Origin of the sequence: Streptomyces sp. NPDC020731, from assembly GCF_044334705.1 — a bacterium.
Lineage (GTDB): Bacteria > Actinomycetota > Actinomycetes > Streptomycetales > Streptomycetaceae > Streptomyces.
On sequence record NZ_JBIRTN010000004.1, the window covers coordinates 325,078 to 350,102 of the forward strand.

A 25,025-nucleotide genomic window follows, 5' to 3' on the forward strand; every position below is an offset into this window, starting at 1 on the left:
GGCACTGACACCACGAGCGCATCCCGACGTACCTTCGGGCGGCGGCGCGGGCACTCCCGTGACCCGTCGCACGTTAGGCAGGGGACGGACCAGCCGTCCCGAAACATCCCGCATCTGGAGGCACAAAGCGATGTCGGTCCCGCAGCTCAACGACGAGCACCGCGGTGAGGAGATCCTCGCCGTCCTCGACACCGCCTTCGGCGAGCTCCTGGCCGCCGACCCGGCCGCGTTCCGGGTGAAGTTCCGGAAGATGGCGGCCTCGGCGTTCGCCTTCTACCGCGGGACGGCGTGCCTCTTCTACCACGATCTCGACGCCGAGAAGCGGGGCGGACCGTACCTGGACGAGCGCACCTCGCGCGTGTGGATCCACGGCGATCTCCACGCGGAGAACTTCGGTACGTACATGGATTCGAACGGCCGCCTGGTCTTCAACGTCAACGATTTCGACGAGGCCTACGTCGGCCCCTTCACCTGGGACCTCAAGCGCTTCGCGGCCTCCGTGGCGCTGATCGGCTACGCGAAGGCGCTCAGCGACGAGCAGATCACCGAGCTGGTCACGATCTACGCGGCCGCCTACCGGGAGCGGGTCCACGCGCTGGCCACCGGCGCGAAGAGCGACGAGGTGCCGCCGTTCACGCTGGACACCGCCCAGGGGCCGCTGCTCGACGCGCTGCGCGACGCCCGCTCGCTGACCCGGTTCGGGCTGCTGGACTCGATGACCGACATCCGCGACTTCGAGCGCCGCTTCGCCTCCGGCGGCGGCGCGGTCGAGCTGGACGCCGCCACCCGCTACAAGGTGCTCGCCGCCTTCGACGGCTATCTGGAGACGCTGCCGGACGCCTCCCTGGCCCGCCCGGACTCCTACCGCGTGAAGGACGTCGTGGGCCGCCGGGGCATCGGCATCGGCTCGGCCGGGCTGCCGTCGTACAACATCCTCCTGGAGGGTCACAGCGACGCCCTGGAGAACGACGTGGTGATCTACATCAAGCAGGCCCAGACCCCGGCCGTCTCCCGGCACATCACGGACCAGGCGATCCAGGACTACTTCCGGCACGAGGGGCACCGCACGGTGATCTCCCAGCGCGCCCTCCAGGCGCACGCCGACCCGTGGCTGGGCTGGACCGAGCTGGACGGCGCGGGCCAGCTGGTCGCCGAGGTCTCGCCGTACGCCGTGGACCTGGACTGGGGCGACATCGACGAGCCGGAGGAGATCGCCCAGGTCGTCGCCGACCTCGGCCGGGCCACGGCGACGATGCACGCGGCGGCGGACGACACCTCCGGCGAGTCCCTGGTGCCGTTCTCCACCGAGCGCGCCATCGACGCCGCGATCGCCGCCGACGAGGACTCCCTGGCCCCCCTCCTGGTCGACTTCGCGCACGCCTACGGGGCCCGCGCCCGCGCCGACCACCAGACCTTCCTGGACCTGTTCCGCAACGGCCGGATTCCGGGACTGTAACCATCGGGACGTCCACAGGAACCCTTTAGGGATCCCTTACCGGAGCACGTGACACACTCTTCACCGCCATGGACATATCCGGAACCCAGCTCAGAGCCGTGCGCGCGGCACTGTTCACGGCCGTCGTCGTGACGCTCAGCACCGCGTCGCACGTGCTGCTGTCCGGGGTTCCGCTGCCGTTGAACACGGTGGCCGCGATCGCCGCCGCCGTGTTCGTGCCGGCGTACGCCCTGGCGGGGCGGGAGCGTTCCTTCGGGCGGATCGCCGCCCTGCTGATTCCGCTGGAACTGGCCGCCGACACGGTCTTCACCACCGGCCAGCACGTCTGCTACGGCCGGATGGGCGGACCCGTGGCGGGCCCGCTGCGCTCCGTCGGCTTCGACGTGCTGTGCGGCGACGGCACCAGCGTGGGCACCCCGCTCGTCCGGGCCACCGGGCACGCCGCCGAGGGCGGCGACCGGCTGGCGGCCCTGCTCGCCCAGGCCGACCCGGCGACCGCCTGGGCGCTGCTCGGCGCGCACATCGGGGTCGGTCTGTTCGCCGCCGCCTGGCTGCGCCGCGGTGAGCGGGCGCTGGCCCAGCTGCTGAGCGCGGTGGCGGCCACGACGTTCCGGCCGCTGCTGCTCGCGGCCGCGGCGGTGACCGTGCGCCGGACCCCGGAGGTCCTCCGCCCGGTCCGCCCGGTCCACCGCGCCGCCACGGCCCGCACCCTGCTCCTCGCGTACTCCCTGGGACGGCGCGGACCGCCGTGCTCCGCCACCCTCGCCTGAGGCCCTTCCCGCCCCGGCGAACCCCCTGAGCACCAGCAGTCCCCCATACGTATCCCGCACACGACCCGTGTGCGTCCCCCGTGGAGACATCACCATGAGCAAGCGGAACAGCCAGGCGGCGAAGTCGGCGGCCCGAGAGCGACTGCGCGAGGAGCGCGAGCGCCAGGCGAAGAAGGCGAAGGTCAGGCGGCAGATCGTCGTCGCCCTGTCGGTCGTCGGCGTGCTGGCCGCGGCCGGCGGCATCGGCTACGCGGTCGTCCAGGCCAACCAGCCCGACTACTGGGAGTCCGCGAAGGACGCCAAGCTCGTCAAGCCGGCCAACAGCAGCGGCAAGAACGGCACGACCGTCGTCATCGGCGAGTCCGACGCGAAGAAGACCCTCGAACTGTACGAGGACCCGCGCTGCCCGGTCTGCGCCACCTTCGAGCAGACGGTCGGCAAGACCGTCGAGAAGGACGTCGAGGACGGCAAGTACAAGATCCGCTTCATAGGCGCCTCGTTCCTCGACCGCAACCTGACCGGCGAGGGCTCCAAGAACGCCCTGAGCGCCCTGGGCGCCGCGCTGAACGTCAGCCCCGAGGCGTTCCTCGCCTACAAGGGCGCGCTCTACTCGGCCGAGTACCACCCCGAGGAGACGGACGACAAGTTCAAGGACGACGCGTACCTGATCAAGGTCGCCGACACGGTCGACGCCCTGAAGAACAACAAGGAGTTCCAGTCGGCCGTGAAGGACGGCACCTACGACAGGTGGGCGCTGGAGATGTCCGACGTGTTCGACGACAGCGAGGCCCAGGGCACGCCGACGCTGATGATGGACGGCAAGAAGCTCACCGGCTCCGACGGCCAGAACGCGCCCATGACGGTGGACGAGTTCAACACGGCGGTCGACGCGGCCCTCAAGGCCTGAACTCCGGTCGGCCGACGGCGCGCCGAAGAGCGGGCGAACTTTCGCGAGTTCGCCCGCTCTCGCGTGTACCTGTCAGTAACCTGATCGGCTGTGACCAGTCGACACAGATCATCCGAGAGCGCCGTCTCCGCCACCGCGGACCCCAACTCCCTCGCGCCGCGCCGTCGTACGGTCGTCAGGGCAGCCGCCGCCACCGCGGTGCTGGCCGGACCGCTCGCCGCCGCCCTGCCCGCGCGGGCCGCCACCGCGCAGGCGCCCGCCTTCCTGCACGGCGTGGCCTCCGGCGACCCGCTGCCGGACGGCGTCCTGCTGTGGACCAGGGTGACGCCGACACCGGAGGCGATACCCGGCTCCGGGCTCGGCCCGGACACCGAGGTGAGCTGGACCGTCGCCCGGGACAAGGCGTTCACCGACGTCGTCGCCAAGGGCTCGACCCTCGCCACCGCCGCCTCCGACCACACCGTCAAGGCGGACATCCGCGGCCTGCGGCCGGCCACCGGCTACTGGTTCCGCTTCTCCGCCGGCGGCACCGACTCCCCCGCCGCCCGCACCCGCACCGCCCCGGCCGCCGACGCCGCCGTGACCGGGCTGCGCTTCGGTGTGGTCTCCTGCGCCAACTGGGAGGCCGGGCACTTCTCGGCGTACCGCCACCTCGCGGCCCGCGGCGACCTGGACGCCTGGCTGCACCTGGGCGACTACATCTACGAGTACGGCACCGGCGAGTACGGCGCCCGCGGCGAGGTCGTCCGGCCGCACACGCCCGCCCACGAGATCGTCACCCTCGCCGACTACCGGCTCCGGCACGGGACGTACAAGACCGACCCCGACCTGCAGGCCCTGCACGCCAAGGCGCCGGTCGTCGCGATCTGGGACGACCACGAGTTCGCCAACGACACCTGGTCGGGCGGCGCCGAGAACCACACCGAGGGCGCGGAGGGCACCTGGGCGGCCCGCCAGGCCGCCGCCAAGCAGGCCTACTTCGAGTGGATGCCGGTACGGCCGGCGATCGCCGGCACCACCTACCGCCGGCTCCGCTTCGGCAAGCTGGCCGACCTCTCGCTCCTTGACCTGCGCTCCTTCCGCTCCCCGCAGGTCTCCCTGGGCGACGGCGAGGTCGACGACCCGGACCGCACGCTCACCGGGCGCGCCCAACTGGACTGGCTGAAGGCGGGTCTGACGGCGTCCGACACCACCTGGCGGCTGGTCGGCACCTCGGTGATGATCTCGCCGTTCGCCCTCGGTTCCCTTCCGGCGAGCCTCCTGAAGCCGCTCGCGAAGCTGCTGGGCCTGCCGCAGGAGGGGCTCGCCCTCAACACCGACCAGTGGGACGGCTACACCGACGACCGCCGCGAACTCCTCGCCCACCTGCGCGCGAACGCCGTCCGCAACACCGTCTTCCTCACCGGCGACATCCACATGGCGTGGGCCAACGACGTGCCGGTGAACGCCGGCACCTATCCGTTGTCGGCGTCGGCCGCCACCGAGTTCGTGGTCACCTCGGTCACCTCCGACAACCTCGACGACATCGTCAAGGTCCCCGAGGGCACCGTCTCCGCCCTCGCCTCACCGCTGATCCGGGCCGCCAACCGGCACGTCCACTGGGTCGACACCGACCGGCACGGCTACGGCGTACTGGACATCACCGCCGAGCGGGCACAGATGGACTACTACGTGCTGTCGAGCCGCACGGCGGCGGACGCCACGTCCGAGTGGGCCCGCTCCTACCGCACCCGCAGCGGCACGCAGAAGGTCGAGCGCACCCACGACCCGGTGTGACGCCCCGCTGATTCAGTCCTCCAGCGAGTCGAGGAAGCCGAGCGCCACCCGCCAGGTGGCCTCGGCGGCCTCCTCGTCGTAGTCCGGCAGGTCGGGGTCGGTGTAGAGGTGACCGGCCCCCGCGTATCGGTAGACCTCGACGTCGGCCCCGGCCCGGCCCATCCGCAGATACCAGGCGGTGAGCCAGTCGTCGGTCTCGAACGCGTCGGGCTCGGCGACATGCAGCTGCACCGGCAGCTCGTCCACCGAGGCGCTCTCCGCGATGTCCGACGTACCGTGCAGCAGCAGCAGTCCGCGCGCCTTGCCGTCGCCCAGCGCCAGCGTCTGCGCCACGGAGGCGCCGAAGGAGAACCCGGCGTACACCAGCCCGCGCTCCGAGAAGGGCGCGGCGGCCAGCACGGCCCGCTTCAGGAGCTCCTCCTTGCCGGTCTCCTCCTTGTACGCCATGCCCTCCTCGACCGTGTCGAACGTGCGGCCCTCGAAGAGGTCGGGCGTCCACACCTCGTGTCCGGCCGCGCGCAGCCGGTCCGCGGCCCGGTGCACCGCGGGCCGGAGACCGTAGGTCGAGTGAAAGAGCATGATGTTCATGCGGTCCATGGTGCCAGCCCGGTGTGACGACGCCGGATCGCGGCACTACCCGCGATCGCGCCGAAGTCACATGTTCATGCCTGCCCGGGACGGTTAGGTTCGGGGTCATGAATGACGTGCTCCGCCCGTTGATCGTGGTCGGCGGCTCGGTCGTGCTCACACTGCTGCTCGGCTGGGCCACCGACCTACTGCTGCGAAAGGCCGACGAACGCCACCACGAGACCCCGCTGTGGGGCCTGCTGCGCCGTGGCCGGATCCCCTACCAGCTGGTGCTGTGCGCGGCCCTGCTGAGAGGGTCGTACGACGAGGCAGAGCTGCTGCAGGACCACGAGGCCGGCGTCGGCCGGACCCTGACCCTGGTGCTGATCGGGTCGGCCGCCTGGCTGGCGATCCGTATCGCGGCCGCGGTCGTCGAGACCACGTACACGCGGTACGCCAGCAACCATCGTGAGCGCGACCCCGCCCGGGTCCGCCGGGTGCGCACCCAGGTGACGCTGATCCGGCGGGTGGTGTCGGCGATCGTCGGTGTGGTGGCGGTGGCCGCGATGCTGCTGACCTTCCCCGCGATGCGCGCGGCCGGGGCCTCGCTGCTGGCCTCGGCCGGAATCCTCGGCATCGTCGCCGGTGTGGCCGCCCAGTCCACGCTGGGCAACATGTTCGCCGGGCTGCAGATCGCCTTCGGCGACATGGTGCGCATCGGCGACACGGTGGTCGTGGACGGCGAGTGGGGCACGGTCGAGGAGATCACGCTGACCTTCCTGACCGTGCGCACCTGGGACGAGCGCCGGATCACCATGCCGGTGTCGTACTTCACGTCCCAGCCGTTCGAGAACTGGTCGCGCGGGACACCGCAGATGACGGGCACCGTCTTCTGGCACCTCGACCACTCGGCCCCGCTGGAGGCGATGCGCGACAAGCTCCGCGACATCCTCCGGGAGTGCCCGGCCTGGGACGGCCGCACCTTCAACCTGACCGTGACGGACAGCACCCCCAGCACCATGGAGGTGCGCGCCCTGGCGACGGCCAAGGATGCCGACGACATCTGGACGGTACGGGTCACGGTCCGTGAGGAGATGATCAGCTGGCTGGCCGCCGAGCACCCCTACGCCCTGCCCCGGGTCAACGCGGCCGACGCGGTGCTGCCGCCCCGCCTCGACGGCCACCGATCCCCCGCCGGTATACCGGCGGCCCGCCGCGTGCACCAGCACCCGAGGGAGCGCTGACCCGCTCTCAGTGACCCCGTTCGGCGCCGCCGTTGACCTGGATGATCTGGGAGGTGATGTGTGCGGCGCCCGGGGAGGCGAGCCAGTGCAGGGTCGCGGCGACGTCCCCGGGCGTTCCGGCGCGCCCGTTCAGGGTCTCCCCGACCAGCCGGGCGCGCAGTTCCCCGTCGATGCCGTCGCCGAAGAAGGCGGTGTCCTCGATGTAGCCGGGGGCGACCACGTTCACGGTGATGCCGTGCGGGCCCAGTCTCCGGGCGAGGTCATGGGCGTACGGGTGCAGCCCGGCCTTGGCCGCCGCGTACGCCACCTGTCCGTGGCCCCGGTGGGCGGCGATGGAACTGAGGAACAGCACACGCCCGCCGGGTTCGGCGAGCCGGTCCCGCAGGGCCTCGGTGAGCAGTGCGGCGGTCAGCAGGTTGAGCCGGAAGTTGACCGTCCAGGAGTGGGCGACGGCGTCGAGCGGGTCGTCGCCGCCGGCCGGTGGTTCGAGGAGCCCGTTGCCTCCGGCGCCGTGGATCAGCACGTCCACCGCGCCGAACTCCCGCCCCACGAAGCCGGCGACACCCCGCACGGCCCCGGGATCGGCCAGATCGGCGGCGTACGTCAGGGCGTCCGGCACCTTCGCCCGCTCCAGCACGTCCCCGCGCCGCCCGAGCAGCAGCACCCGGTCCCCGTCGGCGGCGAACACGCGTGCGGCGGCGAGCCCGATCCCCGTACCGCCCCCACTGATCACAACATTCCTGGCCATATGAGGACTCTACGAACGAAAAGCCGTCGACGATGTCAGCCCCCCACGAGAAACGCCCACTTCCCGACCGACCGGGACGGACGGTGCGCGGGTGCGGGAACTCGCGAGGATCAGCGCAAGCTGCGCACGTCCAGATGGCGCAGCACCCGGTCCACGACCGCCGGATCCGCCCCCGACTCGCTCCGCGCCGCGATCACCTCGTGTCGCGCCGCGCTCAGCATCTCCCGCTGAATCGCCCGCACCCGCTTCAGCCGCCGCGCCCGCTGCCGGTGCGCCTCCCGCCGCTCGTCGTCCGCGAGGTCGGGGCTGATCCGCACCCCGATGTCGAAGGCGCTGCGCAGCATCTGCTCGGACAGCTCCTCCGGCAGTTCCTCGGCCTCCTCGATCTCGCGCAGCCTGCGCTTGGCCGCCCTGGCCGCACGGACCGCCAGGTCGTGCTCGAACTGCTTCTCCCGCCCGGTGTCGGCGCTCACTCCCAGCCGTCCCACCAGCCACGGCAGGCTCAGCCCCTGCACCAGCAGGGTCGCCATGATCACGCCGAACGCGATGAAGATGATCTCGCCCCGGCCGGGAAAGTCACCTCCGGCGTCGGTCTCCAGCGGAATCGCCAGCGCCAGCGCGGCCGAGGCCACCCCACGCATCCCGGACCACCACATCACCACGGTCTCGCGCCAGCTCACCGGGATCTCCTCGGCGGTGTCCCGCGCGGCGTGCAGCCGTTTCGTCAGCCAGGTCGCCGGCAGCAGCCACAGCAGCCGCACCAGGACGACCACACCCACGATCACCGCCGCCCAGGCGAGCAGTTCGCCCCAGTGGCCGGCCGCGGTCCGCACCGCGTTGTGCAGTTCGAGCCCGACCAGCCCGAACGCGACCCCGGTGACGAGGGTGTCGACGATGTCCCAGAAGGCGTGCCCGGCCAGCCGGGTCATGACGTCGTCGGCGTCGGTGGCGTACTCGACGAGGAACAGCGCGGTGGTGAGCACGGCGAGCACGCCCGAGCCGTGCAGCTCCTCGGCCGCGACGTAGGAGGCGTACGGCACGAGCAGGCTCAGCCCGATCTGCAGGGTCGCGTCCCCGAGGAAATCCATCAGCTTGTTGGCGCCCCAGCCCAGCGCGAGCCCGACCGCCACCGCCACCACGGCCGACAGCACCAGGTCGAGCCCGGCCTCCCAGGCCGAGAAGCTGCCGCTCACGGCGGCGGCGATCGCCACGTTGTAGAGGACGATCGCCGTGACGTCGTTGAAGAGCCCCTCGCCCTCCAGGATCGACACCAGCCGGCGCGGCAGTCCCAGCTTCCCGGCGACGGCGGTCGCCGCGACCGGGTCGGGCGGCGCGACCAGCGCGCCGAGGGCCACGGCCGCGGCGAGCGGCAGCCCCGGCACGATCGCGTGGGCGACGGCGGCCACACACAGAGTGGTGACGAAGACCAGCGCCACCGCGAGCAGCAGGATCGGTCTGACGTTCGCCGCGAACTGCCGCCAGGAGGTCCGTCGTACGGCGGCGTAGAGCAGTGGCGGCAGCAGCAGCGGGAGGATCAGATCGGGCGGGATGTCGACGTTCGGTACGAACTCCAGCAGTGCCAGTACCGCCCCGAGAACCGTCATCAGCACCGGCGCCGGCAGCCCCAGCCGCTCCCCGACCGGGACACTCACCACGGCCCCGAGCAGCAGGGCGAACAGCAGGGTCAACTGATCCACGGTCACGGCTCCGGGCGGATCGACGATCGGCGGGCGGGTCTCCACCCTGCCACGCCGACGCCCTCACCCGGCCGTTCGCGGCCCTTGCCGCAGAACGCGCCGCATGGCCCGGTGCGGGATTCCCGCGTCCGGGAACTCGGGTCCGTAGGCCTCGTAACCCAGCCGCTCGTAGAAACCGAGGGCGTGCGTCTGCGCGTGCAGGTCCACGGCGGTGAGGCCCCGCGCGCGGGCCGCCTCCTCGACGGCCCGCACCAGCGCCGCCCCCACTCCGAGACCCCGCGCCCGGCGCGTCACCGCGAGCCGGCCGAGCGAACCGACCGCCGGGTCGCCGCCGTTCTTCGCCGCGGCGGCCTCGCCGTACAGCAGCCGTCCGGTGCCGAGCGGTATGCCGTCCTGCCCGACCGCCAGCACATGCACGGCGCCGGCGTCGTAGGCGTCGTACTCGATGTCCTCGGGGACGCCCTGCTCGGCGACGAAGACCTCCTTGCGGACCGCGAAGCACGCCTCGCGGTCGGCGGACCCCTCCGCCACCCGGACCACGTGGGCGGCGCTCATGCGTAGGTCTCCTCGCGGACCTGGTCCAGCGCCTGCCGCAGGTCGTCCGGGTAGTCGCAGGAGAACTCCGCCCACTGCCCGTCACCGGGGTGCTCGAAGCCGAGGCGTACGGCGTGCAGCCACTGGCGGGTCAGCCGGAGCCGCTTGGCGAGCGTGGGGTCGGCGCCGTAGGTCAGGTCACCGACACAGGGGTGCCGGTGGGCGGCCATGTGGACGCGGATCTGGTGGGTGCGGCCGGTCTCCAGCTTGACGTCGAGGAGGGAGGCGGCGCGGAAGGCCTCGATGAGGTCGTAGTGCGTGACGGACGGCTTGCCCTCGGCGGTGACCGCCCACTTGTAGTCGTGCTGCGGGTGGCGGCCGATGGGGGCGTCGATGGTGCCGCTGGTCGGGTCGGGGTGGCCCTGGACGAGCGTGTGGTAGCGCTTGTCGACCGTGCGCTCCTTGAACTGGCGCTTCAGCGACGTGTACGCGTACTCCGACTTGGCGACGACCATCAGGCCGGAGGTGCCGACGTCGAGGCGGTGCACGATGCCCTGGCGCTCGGCGGCGCCGGAGGTCGAGATGCGGTACCCGGCGGCGGCGAGACCGCCGATCACGGTCGGGCCGGTCCAGCCCGGCGAGGGGTGGGCGGCGACGCCGACCGGCTTGACGATCACGACCACGTCGTCGTCGTCGTGCACGATCTCCATGCCCTCGACCGGCTCGGCGACCACCTGCACCGGCGCGGGCGCCTGCGGCATCTCCACCTCGAGCCAGGCGCCGCCGCTGACCCGCTCGGACTTACCGACCACCGACCCGTCGACCGTGACCTTCCCCGCGGCGGCGAGCTCGGCCGCCTTGGTACGGGAGAAGCCGAACATGCGGGAGATGGCGGCGTCGACGCGCTCGCCCTCCAGGCCGTCGGGCACGGGCAGGGTACGAATCTCGGGAATCGTGCTCACCCGTCGAGTATGCCGGACGGGTCCGACAACCCCGTACGCGCGTTCAGTCCTTGTGGACGGTGCCGTCCGGGTCGAGGCCGCGGAACGACAGCAGCACGATCAGGACGCCGCCGCACACGATCGCCGAGTCCGCCAGGTTGAACACGGCGAAGTGCTTGGGCGCGATGAAGTCGACCACCGCGCCCTCGAAGACGCCCGGCGAACGGAAGATCCGGTCGGTGAGGTTGCCGAGGGCGCCGCCGAGCAGCAGGCCCAGCGCGATCGCCCACGGCAGGCTGTAGAGCTTGCGGGCGAGACGGATGATCACCACGATCACGGACGCGGCGATCACCGTGAAGATCACGGTGAAGGCCTCGCCGAAGCCGAAGGCCGCGCCCGCGTTGCGGATCGCCTCGAACCTCAGCCAGTCCCCGACGACCTCGACGGGCTCGTGGTGCTCCAGCTTGGCGACCACGATCATCTTGCTGATCAGATCGAGGGCGTACGCGAACACGGCGACGGCGAACAGCACGGCGATCCGCCGCTTGCCGCGGGACCGCTCGGCCTCCGCCGCCGTTCCTCCGGTGCCGGCCCGCTCCTGCTCCTCCCGGTCCGCGTCCGGGGTGTCCGGCGTACCGATGATGCGCTCCGCCTCTGCCACGTGAGTCCCTCGACCTAGGTACCTGACTGAAGGACGAGGGTACGGCACGCCCCGCACGCCCGCCGATCAGTACCGTCGCTCCTGCTTCTGCTTGCACTCGACGCACAGGGTGGCCCGGGGAAAGGCCTGCATACGGGCCTTCCCGATGGGGTCGCCGCAGTTCTCGCAGAGGCCGTAGGTGCCGGCGTCGAGGCGCTGGAGGGCGTGCTCGACCTGGGTGAGCATCTCACGCGCGTTCGCGGCGAGCGCTAGTTCGTGTTCACGCGTGATGTTCTTGGTCCCGGTGTCGGCGTCGTCGTCGCCCGCGCCGTCGCCGGAGTCCCGCATCAGGCCGGCCAGCGTCTGCTCGGAGGAGGTAATCTCCTCGCGCAGCCGCAGCACCTCGGACGTCAGCTCGGCCCGCGCGTCCTCGGCCTCTCCCGGGGTCCAGGGCTCCTCGCCCGGACGTACCGCGAGCTCACCCGGCTCCGCCGCGCCGATCCGGGCCTTGGGTACGGGGCTCTTCGCCGCCGTGGCCGTGCCAGGAGTCTTCTTCGCACCCACCGTGGTCACTCCCGTCTGCGCCGCGGCATCCACCGCGCCCGCGTCATCGGCCGTGCTGTGCCCGGCCACATCCTGTACGGGTCCACCGACCCCGGCGGCACCGTTTTCCGGGAGGCCGGCCTCCCGGGAGCCCGCGGAAGCCGTCTCCCGGACGGCGCCCTTCCCCGGCACCTTCTTCCCCGCCGCGCCCCTGCCAGGCACCGCCGCCCCGGCAGCCACCTTTTTGGCGGGCGCCTTCCTGGCCACGGCCCTCTTCGCGGCTGTTCCGGCGGGCGGCGCCACCGTCCCACCGTCGTGTGCCGTCCGCGCCACCGCCTTCTCCGCCTTCCTCCCGGTGGGCGGCTTCGCCGCCCTGCCCGTCTCCGCCTTCGTGCCCGTCGCCTTCTTCGCCTTCTTCGTCGCCGGCGTTTCCCTCGCTGTCGCCGCAGCTCCGGCCGTCCCACCCGCCCTCCCGGCTCCGCCGCCATGAGCGGATCCGGGTCCGCCGGACGGTGCCGGCTGCTGTACGGCGGTCTTCTTCGCCACCATGGCCGCGGCCCCTTCACATATTGTGATCTTGCGCGCGAATCGTGCTGGGACGATAAATCGACTCGAGTCCCGCGGCAACGGGGCACACCGCCCGATTCCCTCGCCCCGCGGACGCCGCGCGGCGAACCTGCATGCGTTGTGCCCAGCTCCCCGCCGGGTATGCCGTCGATGCGCACGTCCCGGGATCCGGACAGGCGCACTTCGCCATTCGGGGGAGGCCAGGTCGTCCGGCGAGCGGACATCCGGTCGGCCGCCCTCCCCGCCGCGCCGTACACTGGGCGGAGCGAGAAGCGTGGATGGGGACGAGTAGCGTCGTACGCAGCCCAGAGCGACCCGGGGACGGTGTGAGCCCGGGGGCGAGCGCGACATGAAAATCACCCCGGAGCCGCCGGAAGAAACCCCGCACGGGGCGGTAGAACCGGCATCGCGACCCCAATGAGGGGGCTCACCGGAGCGTGCGTCGCGCCGGAGGGCCAAGGAGGGTGGTACCGCGGGAGCGCGCCGACGGCGGCGCAGGGATCGACACAGCTCTCGTCCCTCCGGACGGAAGGCAGCAAGTCCGCCGGAGGAAGCCCGCTGATGACAAAGCCGACGTACCGCCAGGTACCCGCCCAGGTCGACCTGCCCGCCCTCGAGCACGCGGTGCTCGACTTCTGGCGCGAGCAGAAGATCTTCGCCAAGAGCCTGGAGCGGTCCGAGGGCCGCCCCGAATGGGTGTTCTACGAGGGCCCGCCCACCGCCAACGGCATGCCCGGCGCCCACCACATCGAGGCCCGCGTCTTCAAGGACGTCTTCCCCCGCTTCCGCACCATGCGCGGCTACCACGTGGCCCGCAAGGCCGGCTGGGACTGCCACGGCCTCCCGGTGGAGCTGGCCGTCGAGAAGGAGCTCGGCTTCTCCGGCAAGCAGGACATCGAGGCGTACGGCATCGCCGAGTTCAACGCCAGGTGCCGCGAGTCGGTGACCCGGCACACCGACGCCTTCACCGAGCTGACGACCCGCATGGGCTACTGGGTCGACCTCGACGACGCCTACCGCACCATGGACCCGGAGTACGTCGAGTCCGTCTGGTGGTCGCTGAAGGAGATCTTCGGCAAGGGTCTGCTGGTCCAGGACCACCGCGTCGCCCCCTGGTGCCCCCGCTGCGGCACCGGCCTGTCCGACCACGAGCTGGCGCAGGGCTACGAGACGGTCGTCGACCCGTCGGTCTTCGTCCGCTTCCCGCTCACCTCAGGACCGCTGGCCGGCGAGGCGTCGCTCCTGGTGTGGACGACCACGCCCTGGACGCTGGTGTCCAACACCGCCGTCGCCGCCCACCCCGAGGTCGCGTACGTCGTGGCCACGAACGGCGAGGAGCGGCTGGTCGTCGCCGAGCCACTGCTCGCCAAGGCCCTCGGCGAAGGCTGGGAGGCCACCGGCCAGTCCTTCACCGGCGCCGAGATGGAGCGCTGGACGTACCGGCGCCCCTTCGAGCTGGTCGACTTCCCGGAGCCCGCCCACTACGTGGTGAACGCCGAGTACGTCACCACCGAGGACGGTACGGGTCTGGTCCACCAGTCCCCCGCCTTCGGCGAGGACGACCTCAGGGTCTGCCGCTCCTACGGCCTCCCCGTCGTCAACCCGGTCCGCCCCGACGGCACCTTCGAGGAGGACGTCCCCCTGGTCGGCGGCGTCTTCTTCAAGAAGGCCGACGAGAAGCTCACCGCGGACCTCGACGCGCGCGGCCTGCTCTTCAAGCACATCCCGTACGAGCACAGCTACCCGCACTGCTGGCGCTGCCACACCGCGCTGCTCTACTACGCGCAGCCGTCCTGGTACATCCGCACCACCGCCGTCAAGGACCGTCTGCTCCAGGAGAACGAGAACACCAACTGGTTCCCGGACACGGTCAAGAACGGCCGCTACGGCGACTGGCTGAACAACAACATCGACTGGGCGCTGTCCCGCAACCGCTACTGGGGCACCCCGCTGCCGATCTGGCGCTGCGAGGACGACCACCTCACGGTCGTCGGCTCCCGCGCGGAACTCACCGAACTGACCGGCACCGACCAGTCCGGCCTCGACCCGCACCGCCCGTACATCGACGAGGTCACCTTCGCGTGCCCGAGTTGCGCGAAGACGGCCACACGCGTGCCGGAGGTCATCGACGCCTGGTACGACTCGGGTTCCATGCCGTTCGCGCAGTGGGGCTACCCGTACAAGAACAAGGAGCTGTTCGAGGCCCGCTACCCGGCGCAGTTCATCAGCGAGGCCATCGACCAGACCCGCGGCTGGTTCTACACGCTGATGGCGATCGGCACCCTGGTCTTCGACAAGTCGAGTTACGAGAACGTCGTCTGCCTCGGTCACATCCTCGCCGAGGACGGCCGCAAGATGTCCAAGCACCTGGGCAACATCCTGCAGCCGATCCCGCTGATGGACCAGCACGGCGCCGACGCGGTCCGCTGGTTCATGGCGGCCGGCGGTTCCCCGTGGGCGGCCCGCCGGGTGGGCCACGGCACCATCCAGGAGGTCGTCCGCAAGACGCTGCTGACGTACTGGAACACGGCCGCCTTCCAGGCCCTGTACGCCCGTACGTCGAACTGGGCGCCGTCGGCGGCCGATCCGGCCCCGGCCGGCCGCCCGCTGCTGGACCGCTGGCTGCTGTCCGAACTGCACGCGCTCACCGACCAGGTGACCCGGGCGCTGGAGGGGTACGACACCCAGCGGGCCGGCAAGCTGCTGTCCGCGTTCGTCGACGACCTGTCCAACTGGTACGTCCGCCGCTCCCGGCGCCGCTTCTGGCAGGGCGACAAGGCCGCGCTGCGCACGCTGCACGAGGTCGTGGAGACGGTCACCGGGCTGATGGCCCCGCTGACCCCGTTCATCACCGAGCGGGTCTGGCAGGACCTGATCGTTCCGGTCACCCCGGGCGCCCCTGAGTCGGTGCACCTGTCCTCGTGGCCCCAGGCGGACCTCTCCGCGATCGACCCGGAGCTGTCGAAGCAGATGGTGCTGGTGCGCCGGCTCGTGGAGCTGGGCCGGGCCACGCGCGCGGAGTCGGGCGTGAAGACCCGCCAGCCGCTGAAGCGCGCACTGATCGCGGCGGGCGGCTTCGGCACCCTCGACCCCGAGCTGCACGCGCAGATCACGGAGGAGCTGAACGTCGAGTCGCTGGCGTCGCTGTCCGAGGTGGGCGGCTCGCTGGTGGACACCACGGCGAAGGCCAACTTCCGCGCGCTGGGCAAGCGGTTCGGCAAGCGGGTCCAGGACGTGGCCAAGGCGGTCGCGAACGCGGACGCCGCGGCGCTGTCCCTGGCGCTGCGCGAGGGCACGGCCTCGGTGGAGGTCGACGGTGAGACGATCACCCTGGCCCCGGACGAGGTGATCATCACGGAGACCCCGCGCGAGGGCTGGTCGGTGGCGTCCGACGCCGGTGCCACGGTCGCCCTCGACCTGGAGATCACCGAGGAGCTGCGCCGCGCGGGCCTCGCCCGTGACGCGATCCGGCTGATCCAGGAGGCCCGCAAGAACAGCGGCCTCGATGTGGCCGACCGCATCGCCCTGCGCTGGACGGCCACGGAGCCGTCGACGATCGCCGCGCTGGCGGAGCACGCGGAACTGATCGCCGAGGAGGTGCTGGCGACGGACTTCGCACAGGGCGAGGCGGACGACTCGTACGGGGACGCGTTCACGGACGAGGGTCTGTCCCTGGCGTTCCGCCTGCGCAAGGCGTAAAGGCGCGGGGTACGCCCTGCGGACGCCGGACAGCCGGTTCCGGCGGAGGCGAAGCACGCCGAAGGCTCGGGGCCACCAGGAATCCTGGTGGCCCCGAGCCTTCGGCGTTGTGTGCGTCGGACACCACAGGCAAGCCCGAACAAACAGCGCATACCCCGTGAACACGCGTAGCGAAAGGGCGGGGCCCGGGTTCATGAACCCGGGCCCCGCCCTGAACGCTGCCGACTGCTACGCCGTACTCATGGCCGAAGGTCCGTCAGTTGTCGTCCTCGTCGATCAGGAAGCCGCGCATCGGCGAGGGAGCCTGACCCATCGGCGACGGGCCCTGCGGACGCACCGGCGCCATCGGCTGGGTCATCGCCGGCTGCATCTGCTGCTGGCCGCCGCCGTAGGACGGGCCGCCCTGACCGCCACCCATCGTCTGGTTGCCGCCGTAGGACGGCGCACCGGCACCGGCCGGAGCCATCGAGGGCGCCGGGGACGGCGGCAGCGACGGCGCGGTGCTCGCGGGCTGGCGCGGCGGGGCGAGCGAGTCGTCCGCCTGGGTCTCCAGCTGGCGCAGCTGCGACTCCAGGTAGGACTTCAGCCGCGTGCGGTACTCGCGCTCGAAGCCGCGCAGGTCCTCGACCTTGCGCTCCAGCGTGGCGCGGGCGGACTCCAGGGAGCCCATCGCGACGCGGTGCTTCTCCTGCGCGTCCCGCTCCAGGGCGTCCGCCTTGGCACGGGCGTCCCGCTCGAGACCCTCGGCACGCGAACGCGCCTCGCCCACGATCTTGTTGGCCTCGGAACGGGCCTCCGCGATCGCCTGGTCCGCGGTCTGCTGGGCCAGCGACAGGACGCGCGCGGCGCTGTCGCCACCGGGACCGCCCTGGCCGGGCATACCGGGGCCACCCTGGCCGGGCATACCCGGACCGCCCATGGGACCGCCCATCGGGCCACCCTGGCCCATCTGCCCCATCGGACCGCCCTGGCCCATCTGTCCCTGCATCGGGCCGCCCTGACCCATCTGCCCCTGCATCGGGCCGCCCTGGCCCATCGGCCCGGGACCCTGACCCATGGGGCCGGGACCCTGCGGGCCGCCCTGACCGCCGGGGCCGGCGGGCAGCTGAGGAGCACCGCTCGGCAGCTGGGGCGGGCCACCCATGGGGCCACCCATCTGCTGCTGCGGCGGGCCCGATATGCCGGCGGGCACCGGAGCGCCGGGACCTCGCATGCCCTGCTGGGGCATGCCCTGGGGCGGCATCCCCTGCTGGGGCATGCCCTGGGGCGGCCCCTGCTGTTGCTGCTGCTGCTGGTCCTGTGGCTCAGGAGGCTTGCGCATGTTCTGCTGGTTCTGGGCAGCGGCGCGCGTGGCCGCGGCCAGCTTGGCGCGCAGGTCCTCGTTCTCGCGGAGCAGGCGCGTCAGTTCGGCTTCGACCTCGTCGAGGAAGGCATCGACCTCGTCCTCGTCATAGCCTTCTCGGAGGCGGACGGTCGTGAACTGCTTGTTCCGCACGTCCTCGGGGGTCAACGGCATCTCTTCACCTCAACGTAGTCATCGGCAGTCGGCAAGACCGTATCGTCCACAGTCACCTCGCGAGATTGCCCACGATCGAGATCAGGATGTAGACGATGATCATCAGTACGAAGAAGGACAGGTCTAGCGCCACGCCCCCGAGACGCAGCGGCGGGATGACCCGCCGCAGAAGCTTCAGCGGTGGATCGGTGACAGTGTAGGTGGCCTCCAGGACGACCACCATCGCCTTGCCGGGTTGCCACGAGCGGGCGAACTGGAACACGTAGTCCATGACCAAACGGAAGATCAACACGATGAGGAACACCATCAGCGCGATGTAGATCACCTGCGCGAACACGCTCATGGCCTGCTTTTCCCTCTCCCCTGTACCGCTCTTGATCCGGTCCTGCGTCTCAGCTCTGGTTGAAGAACCCGCCCTCTGCGATGCGGGCCTTGTCCTCCGCCGTGACATCGACGTTAGCAGGAGACAGCAGGAACACCTTCTGCGTCACCCGCTCGATGCTGCCGTGAAGACCAAACACCAAACCGGCAGCAAAGTCGACAAGTCGCTTCGCATCTGTGTCATCCATCTCAGTCAGATTCATGATCACCGGCGTGCCCTCACGGAAGTGTTCCCCGATGGTACGGGCCTCGTTGTAGGTCCGGGGGTGAAGCGTGGTGATCCGGTAAGGCTCTCGTTCCGACACGACCTTGGGCATGATCACCGGTGCGTTCTTCTCCAGGCTTGCGCGTTCTTGTGTGATGGATGCCACGGGCGCGATCCGCGCAGGGCGTGGCGATTCCGCGGGGAGCGAAGCGGATCGGGCGACCGGTTCGCGCGGCGCGGGAGGATGTGCGACTCGCACCTCTTCGTCCCTTTGGGGCTGATGTGAGACGTGGGGCTGGTGCGGCGGCTCGTGCCGCCGGTGGTCCCGCTCGGGCTCCGGGTCGAGTTCGGGTTCAAAGTCGTCGTCTGGGTCGAATCCGCGGCCGTCGTACCCATCGTCCTCCACGAGGCCGAGGTAGACCGCCATCTTGCGCATCGCGCCGGCCATGCTCCGAGTCCTCCGCTCTGTGGTGGATCCGCTGACGACCGCCAAGTGCCCGCGATCCACTAGGCCTTTATGTCCGCTGTTCGGCGGAACTGACCATATTTTCTGCTGTGGTCCGACTTCCTGGCGACGTTACCCGAGCCCGGGGCGGACTCCGAGTACCGCACTGCCGACGCGCACATGTGTCGCCCCGGCGGCCACGGCCTGTTCGAGGTCCGCACTCATCCCTGCCGAGACCATGTTCGCAGCCGGATGGGTCCGGCGCAGGTCGGTCGACAAATCCATCAACCGCTCGAAGGCCGCCTGTTCGCGTCCCGCGTACTCGCCGGTGAGCGGGGCGACGGTCATCAGTCCGCCGAGCCGCAGCCCTTCGGACCGCGCGACCAGCTCGGCCAACTCCGCGACGCCGCCGGGCGCCACGCCTCCGCGCTCCCCCCGGCCGCCCTCGCCTGCGTCGAGCGCCACCTGGAGAAGGCACCCGACCTCGCGCCCGGCCCGCACGGCCTCCTTGGAGAGGGCCGTCACCAGCCGGGAACGGTCGACCGACTGCACGAAATCGGCATAACCCACCACAGAGCGCACCTTGTTGGTCTGAAGTTGACCGACGAAGTGCCAGGTAAGGGGCAGATCCGCGCATTCGGCCGCCTTGGGGGCGGCGTCCTGGTCCCGGTTCTCGGCGACATGGCGCACCCCGAGTCCGGACAGGATCCGCACATCGCTCGCGGGGTAGGTCTTGGTGACCACGATCAGGGTCACCTCGTCCCGCCCGCGTCCGGCGGCGGCGCACGCGGCGGCGATCCGCTCCTCCACTCTCGCCAGATTCGCGGCGAGTTCGTCCTTACGGTCCGTCATGCCCCATCAGTCCAGCCACACGTAGGCCGCGAGCCGCCCGGTGGCGCGGTCGCGACGGTACGAGAAGTGATCCGCCGACTCCAGCGTGCACACCGGTGACTGCTCCCGGTCGCGCACCCCGAGTCGTTCGAGCTGCGCGTGCACGCCCGCGCCCACGTCGACCGCCGGTGTGCCCCAGCTGGTCCCGGCGTGCGCCGCCGGTTCGACGGCGGCCACCTCGGAGCGCATCGCCTCCGGCACCTCGTAGCACCGGCCGCAGACGGCGGGTCCGGTGCGGGCGACGATCCGGGAGGGTTCGGCGCCGAGGCCGGTCATGGCCCGTACGGCTGCGGGGACGATCCCGGCGACCATGCCGGGCCGGCCCGCGTGGGCCGCGGCGACGACCCCGGCGACGGGGTCGGCGAGCAGTACCGGCACGCAGTCGGCGGTGAGCACCGCGAGGGCGAGTCCGCGCCGCGCGGTGACGATCGCGTCGACCTCGGGGACCGGACTCCCGCCCCAGGGTTCGTCGACCACGACCGCGTCGGCCCCGTGCACCTGGTTCATCCAGACCACCCGGGCCGGGTCCACGCCGAGGGACTTGGCGGCCAGTTCGCGGTTGGTGCGTACGGCGCCGGGGTCGTCGCCGACGGCTCCGCCGAGGTTGAGCTCCTCGTACGGAGCGGCGCTCACCCCTCCCCACCGGTCGGTGAAGCCGAAGTGCGCGCCGCCCACGCTCTCGCGCTGTCCTATCACTTCAGGAAGTCCGGTACGTCCAGTTCCTCGGCCGCGCTGTCGTAGGTCCGCGACGGCGGGACCGGGGGCTGGACGGCCGGGATGTCCACCGGCTCCGGTGCCACCGGCTCCAGGTCCTCCTTCGGCGTGACGCTGCCGAGCGAGCCGAAGGACGGACGGCTCTCCGGCTGCCGCGCCGGGGCGGGCTCCTCGCGCTTGGCCGAGGACGAGCCGAGGACGTTGTCCCGCTTGGCCGGCGGCTGGCCGCCGTCGAAGCCGGCCGCGATCACGGTGACCCGGACCTCGTCGCCGAGGGCGTCGTCGATCACCGCGCCGAAGATGATGTTGGCCTCCGGGTGGGCGGCCTCGCTGACCAGCTGGGCGGCCTCGTTGATCTCGAACAGACCGAGGTCGGAGCCGCCGGAGATGGAGAGCAGCACGCCGCGGGCGCCGTCGATGGAGGCTTCGAGCAGCGGCGAGGAGATGGCCATCTCGGCGGCGGCCACCGCGCGGTCGTCGCCGCGGGCCGAGCCGATGCCCATGAGGGCCGAACCGGCCTCGGACATGACCGACTTCACGTCGGCGAAGTCCAGGTTGATCAGGCCGGGCGTGGTGATGAGGTCGGTGATGCCCTGCACACCGGAGAGCAGTACCTGGTCCGCCGACTTGAAGGCGTCGAGAACCGACACCTGACGGTCCGAGATGGACAGCAGCCGGTCGTTCGGGATCACGATGAGGGTGTCGACCTCTTCGCGGAGCTCGGCGATGCCGTCCTCGGCCTGGTTCGCGCGACGCCGCCCCTCGAAGGTGAACGGGCGCGTGACCACGCCGATGGTGAGGGCACCGAGCGTGCGGGCGATGTTGGCCACGACGGGCGCGCCGCCGGTGCCGGTGCCGCCGCCCTCGCCGGCCGTCACGAAGACCATGTCGGCCCCCTTGAGGACCTCCTCGATCTCCTCGCGGTGGTCCTCCGCGGCCTTGCGGCCGACGGCCGGGTTGGCTCCGGCGCCGAGTCCGCGGGTGAGTTCACGGCCGACGTCGAGCTTGACGTCGGCGTCGCTCATCAACAGGGCTTGCGCGTCGGTGTTGATGGCGATGAACTCGACGCCCTTGAGACCGACCTCGATCATCCGGTTGATGGCATTGACACCACCGCCGCCGACACCGATGACTTTGATGACTGCGAGGTAGTTCTGCGGTGCTGCCACGTCGAAGGCCTCTCGCCTCGAGTTACGTGTCGCCCGACCGCTGAGGCAATGATGCCCCGCGATCCGACGACTGATGCCGAATGGGACGGTCCGTAGCGCCGACCCGAACCCTAACGTTGAAGTTTAGGGTTACCAGTGTGTCCGTTCCCTGGAGTCTTCTGAACAGGACACTAAGTCGACAAGCGGCGCCCGTTCAACGAACACGCCGAACCTCCCGTTTTTCTTTTCACCCTATGTGATCAGCCGTAGCGCTGCCCAACCAGGGTGCTGGCCTGCGCTGATGTGCGTCAACTCCCCGCTGACGCCGGGGCCGTGGGAACGCTGACGTCGAAGTGCCGCGCGCCGGACTCCGCTTTCATCAGTGCGGTGAGAGTACGGCCCTTCTCGGCGCCCTTCTCACTGCTTCCCCAGTCGACCGTACGGCCGTCCGCCAGTTCCAGCGAGATGTCGTCGTAGGAACGAACCTTGACACTGCGGGTGACGGGCGCCACGGAGGCCGGAATCGCGCCGGCCACCCGCACCGCCTCCCGGGTCAGCCGGTCCTCGCCGAAGCGGCGCAGGCTCGCCGCCGCGGAACCGGTCCCGGAGACGGCCAACTTCAGCGCGGGCACGCCTTCGGGAGCCTTGGAGACCGTGGCGAACCGGACACCCTCCTCGTCCACTTCGATGAACTTCCCGCCTTTGTGGACGAGAAGAACAGCAGTGCGTTCCGTCACTTTCAGGGTGATTCCGTGCGGCCAGGAACGGACCACATCGACTGTGTCGATCCGGGGCAACGCGGAGGAAAGCCGCGCCTCGATCGCGTCGGTGTCGACGGCGATGAGCTGCTCCCCGAGGGGGACGTCGGCGGCCTCACGCACCCGCTCGGGCGTCAGGACACGGGTTCCCGACACCGATACGCGCTCCACCCGCACCAGGTCCGACCCGTACAGCAGCCAGAACGCCCCGCTGCCGAGGAACAGCAGGACGACGGCCGATGCGATGATCCGACGAACCTGTCGTCGCCCGAACCGCCGGACGGGCGGCGGCGGGCCGGACGACTCCCGCTTGCGTTCACCACGCTCGGCGGTGGTCGATCCGGCCATGCTGCCTGCCTTCCGTCAAACGCGTCTAACGATGCGCACGGGCTGCGATCGCCTCGTACACCATGCCGACGAGCAGGTCGTCGGCGTCCCGGCGGCCGAACTCGGCGGCGGCGCGGGACATCTCGTACAGCCGGTGCGGGTCGGCGAGCACGGGCAGCACGCTCTGCTGCACCCACTCGGGGGTCAGCTCCGCGTCGTCGACCAGCAGTCCGCCGCCGGCCTTGACCACCGGCTGGGCGTTGAGCCGCTGTTCGCCGTTGCCGATGGGCAGCGGGACATAGGCGGCCGGGAGTCCGACGGCGGAGAGTTCGGCGACGGTCATCGCGCCCGCGCGGCAGAGCATCATGTCGGCCGCGGCGTACGCGAGATCCATCCGGTCCAGGTAACTTACCGGGATGTAGGGAGGCATCCCCGGCATCTGGTGCACCTGCGGCAGTTCGTTCTTCGGGCCGACCGCGTGCAGGATCTGGATCCCGGCCTGCTGGAGCCACGGAGCGACCTGCTGGACGACCTCGTTGAGCCGGCGGGCGCCCTGCGAGCCGCCGGAGACCAGCAGCGTGGGCAGGTTGGGGTCGAGGCCGAACGCGGCGCGGGCCTCGGGGCGTACGGCGGCCCGGTCGAGGGTGGAGATGGAGCGGCGCAGCGGGATGCCGATGTAGCGGGAGTTGCGCAGCTTGCTGTCGGGCGTGGAGACGGCGACCTGGGCCGCGTACCGGGAGCCGATCTTGTTGGCCAGTCCGGGGCGGGCGTTGGCCTCGTGGATCACGATCGGCACGCCGAGCCGCTTGGCCGCGAGGTAGCCGGGCAGGGCGACGTAGCCGCCGAAGCCGACCACGGCGTCCGCCTTGGTGCGTTCCAGGATCTGCTCGGCCGCCTTGATGGTGCCGCGCAGCCGGCCCGGGACGGTGATCAGCTCGGGGGTGGGCTTGCGCGGCAGCGGTACGGCGGGGATCAGCGCCAGCTCGTACCCGCGCTCGGGTACGAGACGGGTCTCCAGGCCGCGCTCCGTGCCCAGGGCCGTGATGCCCACGGCCGGATCCTGCCTGCGCAGGGCGTCCGCGAGGGCGAGCGCGGGCTCGATGTGGCCCGCGGTTCCTCCGCCGGCGAGTACGACATGCACCGAAATTCACCGCTCTCCGGACGAACGCGCCACCGGGGCGCGCCGTCGCATCGTGTTCCGTCTCCGGGGCCGCTGTGCACCCCCGTCCCGCTTTTTACCAAAGCGGGGTTGCCGCATGGCAAGCGCCATCCGTGCAGCGGGGTCCTCACGCGCGAAGGCGATCAGCAGCCCGATGGCGAACATGGTCGGCAGCAGGGCGGACCCTCCGTAGGAGAACAGCGGGAGCGGGACTCCGGCGATCGGCAGCAGACCGAGCACCGCACCGATGTTGATCACGGCCTGGGCCGTGATCCAGGTGGTCACGCCTCCCGCGGCATACCTGACGAAGGGGTCCTCCGTGCGTCCGGCCACGCGGATACCCGCATAGCCTAGAGCCGCGAACAGGGCGAGTACCGACAGCGTCCCCACCAGGCCCAGTTCCTCACCGGTGACGGCGAAGATGAAGTCCGTGTGCGCTTCGGGGAGTTGACCCCATTTCTCCACGCTCGCACCGATTCCGGAACCGAAGATTCCGCCGGAGGCGAGGGCGTAGATCCCGTGCACGGCCTGCCAGCAGTCGACCGGTCCCGTCTGGGGCTCGGTGGCGCCGAGGCAGGTGAGCCGGGCCATGCGGTTGGGGCTGGTGCGGATGAGGATCGCGCCGAGCAGCGCGGCGATCGACAGCACGCCGACGAACAGCCGTGTCGGCGCCCCCGCCAGCCACAGCAGGCCGAAGAGGATCGCCGTCAGGATGATCGCCGTACCCATGTCGCCGCCGAGCATGATCAGCCCGAGCAGCATGAAGGCGGCCGGGACGAGCGGCACCAGCATGTGCTTCCACTGGGACAGCAGTCGCCTGTCCTGCTTGCGGGCGAGCAGGTCGGCGCCCCACAGCACCAGCGCGAGCTTGCCGAACTCGCTGGGCTGGATCTGGAAGGAGCCGCCGAGGGCGATCCAGTTCTGGTTGCCGTTGACCGCGACTCCTATCCCCGGCACCTGCACCAGGACCATCAGGACGACGGAGCCCGCGAGGATCGGGTAGGCCAGGGCGCGGTGCAGCCTCACCGGGATCCTGGAGGCCGCCAGCAGCAGCACGCCGCCGATCACGGCGGCCAGCAGCTGCTTGCGGAAGAAGTACGAGCCCGGCAGCGACATCTGCAGCGCCGTGATCTGTGAGGCCGAGTAGACCATCACCAGGCCCAGCACGGTGATCAGCGCGCTGCCGCCGAGGATCAGGTAGTACGCGGTCAGCGGCCGGTCCCAGGCCCGGCGCATCCGGACGACCAGGGTGCGCAGGGGGTTCTCGCGCGGGGGTCCGGGCACGACGGGTCCGCGTGCGGCCCGCTGCACGGGCGGGCGGCCGGTACGGCTACCGGTCATCCGGGCCTCCGCTGTACGCCGTCGACGGTCCCACGCGTCCCTCCCAAGGTC

The 25,025-nt window shown here is 71.1% G+C and carries 23 protein-coding genes; 7 read left to right on the forward strand and 16 right to left on the reverse strand.

Annotation, left to right across the window (positions count from 1 at the left end; genetic code table 11):
- Positions 1-130 precede the first annotated feature (130 nt).
- The 4 genes from ACH4VX_RS08545 to ACH4VX_RS08560 all read left to right on the forward strand — a co-directional run bounded on the left by ACH4VX_RS08545 (position 131) and on the right by ACH4VX_RS08560 (position 4,909).
- Positions 131-1,456, forward strand: coding sequence for a DUF2252 domain-containing protein (locus ACH4VX_RS08545; protein WP_398366603.1), 1,326 nt, complete (start codon positions 131-133; stop codon positions 1,454-1,456).
- Between the two features lie 68 nt (positions 1,457-1,524).
- On the forward strand, positions 1,525-2,226 hold the full coding sequence (locus tag ACH4VX_RS08550) for a hypothetical protein (protein WP_398366604.1): 702 nt from the start codon (positions 1,525-1,527) through the stop codon (positions 2,224-2,226).
- A 94-nt stretch (positions 2,227-2,320) separates the two neighbouring features.
- A complete protein-coding gene (locus tag ACH4VX_RS08555) occupies positions 2,321-3,133 on the forward strand; it encodes a DsbA family protein (protein ID WP_398366605.1) in 813 nt (270 codons plus the stop codon).
- A gap of 90 nt (positions 3,134-3,223) precedes the next feature.
- Positions 3,224-4,909, forward strand: coding sequence for an alkaline phosphatase D family protein (locus ACH4VX_RS08560; RefSeq protein ID WP_398366606.1), 1,686 nt, complete (start codon positions 3,224-3,226; stop codon positions 4,907-4,909).
- Between the two features lie 12 nt (positions 4,910-4,921).
- Here ACH4VX_RS08560 and ACH4VX_RS08565 read toward each other — a convergent pair whose 3' ends face one another.
- Positions 4,922-5,497 (reverse strand): dienelactone hydrolase family protein, encoded by a 576-nt coding sequence (locus tag ACH4VX_RS08565; protein ID WP_398366607.1) that lies wholly within the window; start codon positions 5,495-5,497, stop codon positions 4,922-4,924.
- A gap of 107 nt (positions 5,498-5,604) precedes the next feature.
- Here ACH4VX_RS08565 and ACH4VX_RS08570 point away from each other — a divergent pair, with 107 nt between their 5' ends.
- Complete coding sequence (locus ACH4VX_RS08570) at positions 5,605-6,720, forward strand: mechanosensitive ion channel family protein (RefSeq protein ID WP_398366608.1); 1,116 nt, start codon at positions 5,605-5,607, stop codon at positions 6,718-6,720.
- A gap of 7 nt (positions 6,721-6,727) precedes the next feature.
- Here ACH4VX_RS08570 and ACH4VX_RS08575 read toward each other — a convergent pair whose 3' ends face one another.
- The 6 genes from ACH4VX_RS08575 to ACH4VX_RS08600 form a co-directional block, all read right to left on the reverse strand.
- Positions 6,728-7,468 carry an SDR family NAD(P)-dependent oxidoreductase gene (locus tag ACH4VX_RS08575; RefSeq protein ID WP_398366609.1) on the reverse strand — a complete coding sequence of 247 codons (741 nt, stop codon included), beginning with the start codon at positions 7,466-7,468 and terminating at the stop codon, positions 6,728-6,730.
- Between the two features lie 110 nt (positions 7,469-7,578).
- Positions 7,579-9,165, reverse strand: coding sequence for a Na+/H+ antiporter (locus ACH4VX_RS08580; RefSeq protein WP_398366610.1), 1,587 nt, complete (start codon positions 9,163-9,165; stop codon positions 7,579-7,581).
- A gap of 63 nt (positions 9,166-9,228) precedes the next feature.
- Positions 9,229-9,720, reverse strand: a complete 492-nt coding sequence (locus ACH4VX_RS08585) for a GNAT family N-acetyltransferase (protein ID WP_398366611.1) — start codon at positions 9,718-9,720, stop codon at positions 9,229-9,231.
- The gene (locus tag ACH4VX_RS08590; RefSeq protein WP_398366612.1) at positions 9,717-10,661 is read right to left on the reverse strand and encodes an RluA family pseudouridine synthase; all 945 of its coding nucleotides are present in this window, start codon (positions 10,659-10,661) and stop codon (positions 9,717-9,719) included. Before ACH4VX_RS08590 ends, ACH4VX_RS08585 begins: the two co-directional genes overlap by 4 nt.
- A gap of 43 nt (positions 10,662-10,704) precedes the next feature.
- Positions 10,705-11,301: a signal peptidase II gene (lspA, locus tag ACH4VX_RS08595; protein WP_398366613.1), complete on the reverse strand. Its 597-nt coding sequence runs from the start codon at positions 11,299-11,301 to the stop codon at positions 10,705-10,707.
- 66 nt (positions 11,302-11,367) lie between these two features.
- Positions 11,368-12,156: a TraR/DksA family transcriptional regulator gene (locus ACH4VX_RS08600; protein ID WP_398366669.1), complete on the reverse strand. Its 789-nt coding sequence runs from the start codon at positions 12,154-12,156 to the stop codon at positions 11,368-11,370.
- On the opposite strand from ACH4VX_RS08600, the gene ACH4VX_RS08605 reads away from it, so the two are divergent.
- Entirely contained in the window at positions 12,068-12,313 is a 246-nt protein-coding gene (locus tag ACH4VX_RS08605; protein ID WP_398366676.1) for a hypothetical protein, read from the forward strand. The genes ACH4VX_RS08600 and ACH4VX_RS08605 overlap by 89 nt on opposite strands.
- Before the next feature lie 638 nt (positions 12,314-12,951).
- On the forward strand, positions 12,952-16,089 hold the full coding sequence (gene ileS / locus ACH4VX_RS08610) for an isoleucine--tRNA ligase (protein ID WP_398366614.1): 3,138 nt from the start codon (positions 12,952-12,954) through the stop codon (positions 16,087-16,089).
- Positions 16,090-16,345: 256 nt separating this feature from the next.
- Here ileS and ACH4VX_RS08615 read toward each other — a convergent pair whose 3' ends face one another.
- The 9 genes from ACH4VX_RS08615 to ftsW all read right to left on the reverse strand — a co-directional run bounded on the left by ACH4VX_RS08615 (position 16,346) and on the right by ftsW (position 24,974).
- Positions 16,346-17,605 (reverse strand): DivIVA domain-containing protein, encoded by a 1,260-nt coding sequence (locus ACH4VX_RS08615; RefSeq protein WP_398366615.1) that lies wholly within the window; start codon positions 17,603-17,605, stop codon positions 16,346-16,348.
- Positions 17,606-17,657: 52 nt separating this feature from the next.
- Positions 17,658-17,948, reverse strand: coding sequence for a YggT family protein (locus tag ACH4VX_RS08620; protein WP_217136548.1), 291 nt, complete (start codon positions 17,946-17,948; stop codon positions 17,658-17,660).
- Between the two features lie 49 nt (positions 17,949-17,997).
- On the reverse strand, positions 17,998-18,639 hold the full coding sequence (gene sepF, locus ACH4VX_RS08625) for a cell division protein SepF (RefSeq protein WP_398366616.1): 642 nt from the start codon (positions 18,637-18,639) through the stop codon (positions 17,998-18,000).
- Between the two features lie 129 nt (positions 18,640-18,768).
- Positions 18,769-19,488, reverse strand: coding sequence for a YggS family pyridoxal phosphate-dependent enzyme (locus tag ACH4VX_RS08630; RefSeq protein ID WP_398366617.1), 720 nt, complete (start codon positions 19,486-19,488; stop codon positions 18,769-18,771).
- Positions 19,489-19,494: 6 nt separating this feature from the next.
- Positions 19,495-20,223 carry a peptidoglycan editing factor PgeF gene (gene pgeF, locus ACH4VX_RS08635; RefSeq protein WP_398366618.1) on the reverse strand — a complete coding sequence of 243 codons (729 nt, stop codon included), beginning with the start codon at positions 20,221-20,223 and terminating at the stop codon, positions 19,495-19,497.
- On the reverse strand, positions 20,220-21,410 hold the full coding sequence (ftsZ, locus tag ACH4VX_RS08640) for a cell division protein FtsZ (RefSeq protein ID WP_398366619.1): 1,191 nt from the start codon (positions 21,408-21,410) through the stop codon (positions 20,220-20,222). The genes pgeF and ftsZ overlap by 4 nt, the downstream gene beginning before the upstream one ends.
- A 287-nt stretch (positions 21,411-21,697) precedes the next feature.
- Complete coding sequence (locus ACH4VX_RS08645; protein ID WP_398366620.1) at positions 21,698-22,495, reverse strand: cell division protein FtsQ/DivIB; 798 nt, start codon at positions 22,493-22,495, stop codon at positions 21,698-21,700.
- Between the two features lie 25 nt (positions 22,496-22,520).
- The gene (gene murG, locus ACH4VX_RS08650) at positions 22,521-23,615 is read right to left on the reverse strand and encodes an undecaprenyldiphospho-muramoylpentapeptide beta-N-acetylglucosaminyltransferase (protein WP_398366621.1); all 1,095 of its coding nucleotides are present in this window, start codon (positions 23,613-23,615) and stop codon (positions 22,521-22,523) included.
- Between the two features lie 6 nt (positions 23,616-23,621).
- Positions 23,622-24,974, reverse strand: a complete 1,353-nt coding sequence (gene ftsW / locus ACH4VX_RS08655) for a putative lipid II flippase FtsW (protein ID WP_398366622.1) — start codon at positions 24,972-24,974, stop codon at positions 23,622-23,624.
- Between the last annotated feature and the right edge of the window lie 51 nt (positions 24,975-25,025).

Excerpts from the sequence above, each read along its gene's own strand:
- ACH4VX_RS08545 (WP_398366603.1), top strand. The coding sequence starts at position 131 with ATGTCGGTCCCGCAGCTCAACGACGAGCACCGCGGTGAGGAGATCCTC.
- ACH4VX_RS08550 (WP_398366604.1), top strand. The coding sequence starts at position 1,525 with ATGGACATATCCGGAACCCAGCTCAGAGCCGTGCGCGCGGCACTGTTC.
- ACH4VX_RS08555 (WP_398366605.1), top strand. The coding sequence starts at position 2,321 with ATGAGCAAGCGGAACAGCCAGGCGGCGAAGTCGGCGGCCCGAGAGCGA.
- ACH4VX_RS08565 (WP_398366607.1), bottom strand. The coding sequence starts at position 5,497 with ATGAACATCATGCTCTTTCACTCGACCTACGGTCTCCGGCCCGCGGTG.
- ACH4VX_RS08570 (WP_398366608.1), top strand. The coding sequence starts at position 5,605 with ATGAATGACGTGCTCCGCCCGTTGATCGTGGTCGGCGGCTCGGTCGTG.
- ACH4VX_RS08575 (WP_398366609.1), bottom strand. The coding sequence starts at position 7,468 with ATGGCCAGGAATGTTGTGATCAGTGGGGGCGGTACGGGGATCGGGCTC.
- ACH4VX_RS08585 (WP_398366611.1), bottom strand. The coding sequence starts at position 9,720 with ATGAGCGCCGCCCACGTGGTCCGGGTGGCGGAGGGGTCCGCCGACCGC.
- ileS (WP_398366614.1), top strand. The coding sequence starts at position 12,952 with ATGACAAAGCCGACGTACCGCCAGGTACCCGCCCAGGTCGACCTGCCC.
- ACH4VX_RS08615 (WP_398366615.1), bottom strand. The coding sequence starts at position 17,605 with ATGCCGTTGACCCCCGAGGACGTGCGGAACAAGCAGTTCACGACCGTC.
- ACH4VX_RS08620 (WP_217136548.1), bottom strand. The coding sequence starts at position 17,948 with ATGAGCGTGTTCGCGCAGGTGATCTACATCGCGCTGATGGTGTTCCTC.
- sepF (WP_398366616.1), bottom strand. The coding sequence starts at position 18,639 with ATGGCCGGCGCGATGCGCAAGATGGCGGTCTACCTCGGCCTCGTGGAG.
- ACH4VX_RS08630 (WP_398366617.1), bottom strand. The coding sequence starts at position 19,488 with ATGACGGACCGTAAGGACGAACTCGCCGCGAATCTGGCGAGAGTGGAG.
- ACH4VX_RS08645 (WP_398366620.1), bottom strand. The coding sequence starts at position 22,495 with ATGGCCGGATCGACCACCGCCGAGCGTGGTGAACGCAAGCGGGAGTCG.
- ftsW (WP_398366622.1), bottom strand. The coding sequence starts at position 24,974 with ATGACCGGTAGCCGTACCGGCCGCCCGCCCGTGCAGCGGGCCGCACGC.